This is a genomic window from Paraburkholderia ginsengiterrae, assembly GCF_001645125.1.
Classification (GTDB): domain Bacteria; phylum Pseudomonadota; class Gammaproteobacteria; order Burkholderiales; family Burkholderiaceae; genus Paraburkholderia; species Paraburkholderia ginsengiterrae.
The window spans coordinates 1-449 of the sequence record NZ_LXKA01000262.1 but is presented as its reverse complement, the minus strand read 5'-3'; the positions used below and the strand labels follow the sequence as shown (position 1 = coordinate 449).

The following is a 449-nucleotide window of genomic DNA, read 5'->3' as shown; positions in this document are numbered from 1 at the left end:
TGCTGCGGGACACCCACGACATGACCGCGGACGCGTCGGAGGAGCGGCGAGCGCGGACGAGGCGCCGGCGTGGCACGAAGTTGAGGAGTCCCGCACCGTTCGTGATAGGTGCATTGAGACGGCGGCACGCGCGACGTGCTGGCTCGACGAAGTCGGATCGGGTGAAGGGGACGTGGGGCGAGGTGTAATTCACGGCCGACGCGCGGTAGGTCGGAGTGACGGGAATGGGCGCAGACGTGGACGCGAGCAGCACCGGCGACAAGACAGACGACACATCCATTCTCGTCAGACGCAGAACGGAAGTGAGATGGGAGCAACAGACTGGCGGCGCGAGTGAAGGCCAGGTCAAAGATAGGGAGGCGAGTATGAGCGTCGCGGACACGGGAAAGGGCGTTCAGTCGTGGGAGGGAACGGCCTGGTGTTGCTGGGGATGGATTTGCGGGCGGTTT

The 449-nt window shown here is 65.0% G+C and carries 1 protein-coding gene; it reads right to left on the bottom strand.

Translation table 11 applies throughout. The features are described from left to right. On the bottom strand, positions 1–274 hold a 274-nt coding region (locus A6V37_RS41855), incomplete at its 3' end, for a hypothetical protein (protein WP_208607879.1). Between the last annotated feature and the right edge of the window lie 175 nt (positions 275–449).